Genomic DNA, 6,372 nt, shown 5'->3' on the forward strand with positions numbered 1-6,372 from the left:
GGGCACACCCTGGCTCGGATGCCGATCACATGGCATCGTTCCTGTCAACCGCGTCACGCGCACACCCCAGCCCGTGCGCGCAAAACGCACACGGCGCGCACAGTCCGGGAGCCGCCCATGTCGACCGAGAGCCCCCAGCCGCTCTGGCAGCCTGATCCGCAGCGCATCGCCCATGCCCGGATCACCGCGTTCCACGCATGGGCCGCCGAGCGGCACAGCGCCCCCGCCGAGGGTGGTTACGCGACACTGCACCGCTGGTCCGTGGACGAGCCGGAAACCTTTTGGAAGGCCGTCACAGAGTGGTTCGACGTCCGCTTCTCGACCCCCTACGCGCGCGTGCTGGGCGACCATTCGATGCCCGGCGCCCAGTGGTTCCCCGGTGCCACCCTCAACTACGCCGAACACGCCCTCCGCGCGGCGGCGACCCGCACGGACGAGCCCGCGCTCCTGTACGTCGACGAGACCCATGACCCCAGGCCCATCACCTGGGACGAGCTGCGCCGCCGGGTCGGCTCCCTCGCCGCCGAGCTGCGTGCCCTGGGTGTACGTCCCGGAGACCGCGTCAGTGGCTACCTCCCCAACATCCCGCAGGCCGTTGTCGCCTTCCTGGCCACCGCGGCGGTGGGTGGCGTGTGGACCTCCTGCGCGCCCGATTTCGGCGCCCGCAGCGTGCTCGACCGCTTCCAACAGGTCGAACCTGTCGTCCTGTTCACCGTCGACGGCTATCGCTACGGCGGAAAGGAGCACGATCGCCGCGACGTCGTCGCCGAACTGCGCCGTGAACTGCCCACCCTGCGTGCGGTCGTGCACATCCCCCTGCTCGGGACCGACGCTCCCGAGGGGGCGCTGGACTGGTCGGCCCTCACCTCCGCCTCCGCGGACACCGAACCGGTCTTCGAGCAGGTGCCCTTCGAGCATCCGTTGTGGGTGCTCTACTCGTCCGGCACCACCGGGCTGCCGAAGGCGATCGTCCAGTCCCAGGGCGGCATCCTGGTCGAACACCTCAAGCAGCTCGGACTGCACTGCGACCTGGGCCCGGAAGACCGTTTCTTCTGGTACACGTCGACCGGCTGGATGATGTGGAACTTCCTCGTGTCCGGCCTTCTCACCGGAACGACGATCGTCCTGTACGACGGCAGCCCCGGTTACCCGGACACAGGCGCCCAGTGGCGGATCGCCGAACGCACCGGCGCCACCCTCTACGGCACCTCCGCCGCGTACGTCATGGCCTGCCGCAAGGCCGGCGTGCACCCCTCCCGCGACTTCGACCTCTCCGCGGTGCGGTGCGTCGCCACCACCGGCTCCCCCTGCCGCCCGACGGCTTCCGTTGGCTGCACGACGAGTTCGCCGAGAGCGGGGCCGACCTGTGGATCGCCTCCGTCAGCGGCGGTACGGACGTCTGCTCCTGCTTCGCGGGGGCCGTACCCACCCTCCCCGTGTACATCGGCGAGCTGCAGGCACCCGGTCTGGGCACCGACCTGCAGTCCTGGGACCCGAGCGGCAAGCCCCTGATCGACGAGGTCGGCGAGCTCGTGGTCACCAACCCGATGCCGTCCATGCCGATCCACTTCTGGAACGACCCCGATGGCAGCCGCTACCACGACAGCTACTTCGCCACCTATCCCGGCGTCTGGCGGCACGGCGACTGGATCACCCTCACCTCGCGCGGTTCCGTCGTCATCCACGGCCGCTCCGACTCCACGCTCAACCGCCAGGGAGTCCGCATGGGGTCGGCGGACATCTACGAGGCCGTCGAACGCCTTCCCCAGATCAAGGAATCCCTCGTCATCGGCGTCGAACAGCCCGATGGCGGCTACTGGATGCCCCTGTTCGTCCACCTGGCACCGGGCGCCGTGCTCGACGAGGACCTGAAGGGCCTCATCCAGCGGACCATCCGTGAGCAACTGTCCCCACGCCATGTCCCGGACGAGATCATCGAGGTGCCCGGGGTTCCGCACACCCTGACCGGCAAGCGCATCGAGGTCCCGGTCAAACGTCTCCTCCAGGGCACGCCGCTGGAGAAGGCGGTCAATCCGGGGTCCGTCGACAACCTGGACCTGCTCACGTTCTACGAGGACCTGGCCCGCCAACGCGCCTGACTCCCCCGGACCCGGCCGGCCGGGTCCGGTACGACCTTCTCCCACCGCATAGGCCCGCGGTGGCGGCGGGGCGCGGTTCCGCCCACTCGCCGTCACCGCCTGGCCCCTCGGTTGGCTGGTGTTCGGCATCGCCATCGCCGTGACCTGCACCATTCAGTATCGATCGGTCCTCGAACTCCTACTCCGGACGCCGTTGTCAGTGCCTCCGATTACTGTGAGTGAGCATTGATCGAATGTACAGGGGGAGACATGACGTACACCGACCACCGAACCGTCCGACGTGTCCTGCACCGGGAGATCGCGGGCACCCTCGGGGTACTGACCGACGAGCACGACTTCCGCGCCATGCGGCACTACCGAAGCTTCGCCTTCGACGACCACGCCACGTACCTCGAACACGTGGAGGCCGTCCTCAGGACACGTGCCCTGCAGGGCAACCACACCACACTGGCCCTCTTCGACCCCGAGGAGTACGCGGCATTCTGCACGCACACGGGCCTTGACCCCGACCGCCCCACCAGCCGCACCCGCTTCACCGCCGAACTCGCGGCCACAGGACCCACCGTCCCTTACGAGGGGCAGCCGCTGGGTGACCTCCTGCCCGCCCTCGTCGACGAGGCGGTTCGCCGGGCGACCTGGGAGTACGCGACCACACTCCTCGCCCGCCTCGGCGCCTGCGCCTCGTGCGGTGAGGACCTGGGCCGCGAGGCCTTCGCCCGCGCCTCCCAGCTGATCGTCCGCATCCTCGACACCGCGGGACCCGGCAACCGGCACCTCGTCTGCAGTGTCTCCGGACCGCCCGAGACCCTGGTCGCCGTCCTGCACGCCGACGACAACGACGGACACATGGAGCTGGACGACGCCGAGATCCTCGAATTCACCACGGTGCTGGCCGTCGGCCTCGCCACCGACAGGCCGGGCGGACTCGTCATGCGGACCACCGCACCAGGCACCGCCGACCGCATCCACGGCTGGCGGCTGCGTGCCCACGGCCTCGAACCCCTCACCGCGGGAGAGGTCTTCGACGCCTACTGCACCGACGCGGAATCCGGAGACCTCATCTCGCCCGAGTCCAATGTCGACTACTGCGAGCCGCCCGACCTCGAGGACGAGGGCCCGAGCCCCACCCACCACCACTGAACACGAACGGAAACGCAAAAGGGGAATCGGAGGGAGGGGGAAGGGGCGCCCCATCACCTGGAGCGCCCCTTCCGAAGAGTGGCTGGCGGACTGCCCGCCGTTCCGACTACTCGCCCGACAGCACTGCCTGAGCGGCCCTGCGGGCTTCCTCGGCGCTGTCGGTCGCGCGAGCCGCCGCCGCGGCCCGCTCGCACTGCGCCAGCGTGAACTTCGCCAGCGCCGCCCGTACATAAGGGATGGACGCCGCGCCCATGGAGAGGGAGGTGACACCCAGACCGGTCAGCACCGAAGCGAGCAGCGGGTCGGAAGCGGCCTCACCGCAGACACCGCAGCTCTTGCCCTCGGCCTTCGCCGCCTCGGCGGACAGCGCCACCAGGTCGAGCAGCGCGGGCTGCCACGGATCCTGCAGCCGGGACACCGCGCCCACCTGGCGGTCCGCGGCGAACGTGTACTGAGCGAGGTCGTTCGTCCCCAGAGAAAGGAACTCGACCTCCTGCAGGATCGAGCGCGCGCGCAACGCGGCCGAAGGAATCTCGACCATCGCACCGAACTTCGCGTGGAGGCCCGCCTCACGGCACGCGTCGGCAAATGCCTTGGCGTCGGTACGGTCCGCCACCATCGGGGCCATCACCTCGAGGTGGACGGACAACCCCTCCGCGGCCTTGGCCAGCGCCGACAGCTGGGTACGCAGCACCTCCGGGTGGTCGAGCAGTGACCGCAGCCCACGCACACCCAGCGCCGGGTTCGGCTCATCGGCCGGGGTGAGGAAGTCCAGCGGCTTGTCCGCGCCCGCGTCCAGCACGCGCACCACCACACGGCCCTCTGGGAAAGCCTCGAGCACCTGCCGGTAGGCCGCGACCTGCTTCTCCTCGGAGGGAGCGTTCTTGCTGTCGTCCAGGAAGAGGAACTCGGTACGGAAGAGACCGACGCCCTCCGCACCCGCCGCGACCGCGGCCGCCACATCCGCCGGACCACCGATGTTCGCCAGGAGCGGCACCGTGTGACCGTCGGCGGTCGCACCGGGCCCGGTCGACGCGCTCAGCGACGCCCTGCGCGCGGCCGCCGCGGCCTCAAGCTGCCCCTTCTTCTCCTCGGTCGGGTTCACGAAGATCTCACCGGTGCTGCCGTCCACCGCGATCATCGTCCCCTCGGCGAGCTCACCCGCACCCTGCAGAGCCACCACGGCCGGCACACCGAGCGCCCGCGCCAGGATCGCGCTGTGGCTGGTGGGCCCCCCTTCCTCGGTCACAAAGCCGAGAACCAGGGCGGGGTCCAGCAGCGCCGTGTCCGCCGGCGCCAGATCCCGAGCCACCAGGACATACGGCTCGTCACTGTCCGGGACACCCGGCATCGGTACCCCGAGCAGCCGCGCGACGATCCGATTCCGAACGTCGTCGAGGTCGGCCACGCGGCCCGCCAGATACTCACCGGCGGCGGCCAGCAGTTCGCGGTACGCGGCGAACGCGTCGTACACCGCACGCTCGGCGGTACTGCCTACGGCGATACGACGTTCCACGTCCGTCATCAGCTCGGGGTCCTGGGCCATCATGGCCTGAGCCTCGAGGACCGCCTGGGCTTCGCCGCCCGCCAGATTGCCGCGCGCCATCAGATCGGCCGCCACAGCCTCCACGGCCTTGCGGGCGCGCCCCTGTTCGCGCTCCGCCTCTTCCGCCCGGATCTGCCTGGCCGGCGGTTCGAGCACGGCCGTTCCCATGTGCCGAACCTCGCCGATCGCCACACCGTGGCTCACACCGACGCCTCGCAGCGTTGTCTCCATCTCACCCGTCTCCGACTAGTGCGGCGGCTCCCACCGCCGTGTTGGTTGCCCTGCTCGCCGTCATGGGACGGCACTGACGTCACTTCCAGAGGAAGAGACTGTCGCCGGCCTTCACCTCGCCGTCGTCGCGCAGCTCGGAGAGAGCCTCCGCGGTGGCCTCCAGAGCCACGACCGGGCACACCGGGGACTTGCCGGCGGCCTCGACGGCGGCAGGGTCCCAGCGCACGATGCTCTGACCGCGGCTCACGGTGTCGCCCTTGTTGACGAGCAGCTCGAAGCCCTCGCCGTTGAGCTGCACGGTGTCGATGCCGAGATGCGTCAGCACGCCGTGCCCGCTCTCGTCGACGACGACGAACGCGTGCGGGTGGAGAGAGACGATGACACCGTCCACGGGGGAGACGGCCGCGGAGGGCTCCCGTACAGGGTCGATCGCTGTACCCGGGCCGACCATGGCCCCGGAGAAGACGGGATCGGGCACGGATTCCAGTCCGATGGCCCGCCCTGCGAGCGGGGACGTCACGGTGGTCATGGGAAGCCTCCCAGGGGTGGAGATCTACAGAAGCCCGTCACTGCCTGTCTCGGACGGCGCACTGTGGTGCAGCGTATGTCATAGGTAGTACCGGTTCCGTAGGATCCGCCGGAGAGGGCCGATTGGAGGTCTAGACCGCATCTCGCATCGGTTTGCACCCACTCGGCGGCCCCGTGTATACTCGAGGACTGCTTGGGGCTGAGCGATGCGGCTACGCGTCCTGTCCCGCAACAATCCAACTCGTCAGATCCTATCCCGGGATCATGTTCTGCGTTCCTGCAGGGCGGTGGTCAGGGAGTCGGGGAAACGCTGATAGAGTCGGGGACACCGAAGGGAAGCGCCCGGAGGAAAGCCCGCCAGGGTGAGTACGAAGAAAGCGCCCGTTCCTTGAGAACTCAACAGCGTGCCAAAAGTCAACGCCAGATATGTTGATACCCCGACACCGGAACCCCGTTCCGGCTGTCGCGGTTCCTTTGAAACACACAGCGAGGACGCCGTGGACGGCCGGGCCCATTCCGCCCGCCCGTCCCGCTCTCGGGGTGTTCCTCCCGCCCGGCGGGAAGACATTCACGGAGAGTTTGATCCTGGCTCAGGACGAACGCTGGCGGCGTGCTTAACACATGCAAGTCGAACGATGAACCACCTCGGTGGGGATTAGTGGCGAACGGGTGAGTAACACGTGGGTAATCTGCCCTGCACTTCGGGACAAGCCCTGGAAACGGGGTCTAATACCGGATACCGACCGCCCCCGGCCTCGGGGACGGTCCAAAGCTCCGGCGGTGCAGGATGAGCCCGCGGCCTATCAGCTCGTTGGTGAGGTAACGGCT

3 protein-coding genes, 1 rRNA gene and 1 pseudogene (1 of these 5 running past the window's edge) are annotated in these 6,372 nt (G+C 69.0%); 3 read left to right on the plus strand and 2 right to left on the minus strand.

Going from position 1 to position 6,372, the window contains the following annotated elements:
- The first annotated feature begins 117 nt into the window (after positions 1-117).
- Both WJ438_RS33455 and WJ438_RS33460 read left to right on the plus strand, forming a co-directional pair.
- Positions 118-2,099 (plus strand): annotated as a pseudogene (locus tag WJ438_RS33455) (acetoacetate--CoA ligase).
- 249 nt (positions 2,100-2,348) lie between these two features.
- Entirely contained in the window at positions 2,349-3,239 is an 891-nt protein-coding gene (locus WJ438_RS33460) for a hypothetical protein (protein ID WP_406728522.1), read from the plus strand.
- Positions 3,240-3,345: 106 nt separating this feature from the next.
- Here WJ438_RS33460 and ptsP read toward each other — a convergent pair whose 3' ends face one another.
- Positions 3,346-5,016 carry a phosphoenolpyruvate--protein phosphotransferase gene (gene ptsP, locus WJ438_RS33465; protein WP_406728523.1) on the minus strand — a complete coding sequence of 557 codons (1,671 nt, stop codon included), beginning with the start codon at positions 5,014-5,016 and terminating at the stop codon, positions 3,346-3,348.
- 79 nt (positions 5,017-5,095) lie between these two features.
- Complete coding sequence (locus WJ438_RS33470) at positions 5,096-5,545, minus strand: PTS glucose transporter subunit IIA (protein ID WP_406728524.1); 450 nt, start codon at positions 5,543-5,545, stop codon at positions 5,096-5,098.
- 566 nt (positions 5,546-6,111) lie between these two features.
- Between WJ438_RS33470 and WJ438_RS33475 the strand changes: the two genes are divergently transcribed.
- A 16S ribosomal RNA gene (locus WJ438_RS33475) occupies positions 6,112-6,372 on the plus strand; it runs 1,269 nt beyond the window's last position.

The sequence above is a fragment of the Streptomyces sp. GD-15H genome (assembly GCF_045291515.1).
Taxonomy (GTDB): Bacteria; Actinomycetota; Actinomycetes; order Streptomycetales; family Streptomycetaceae; genus Streptomyces.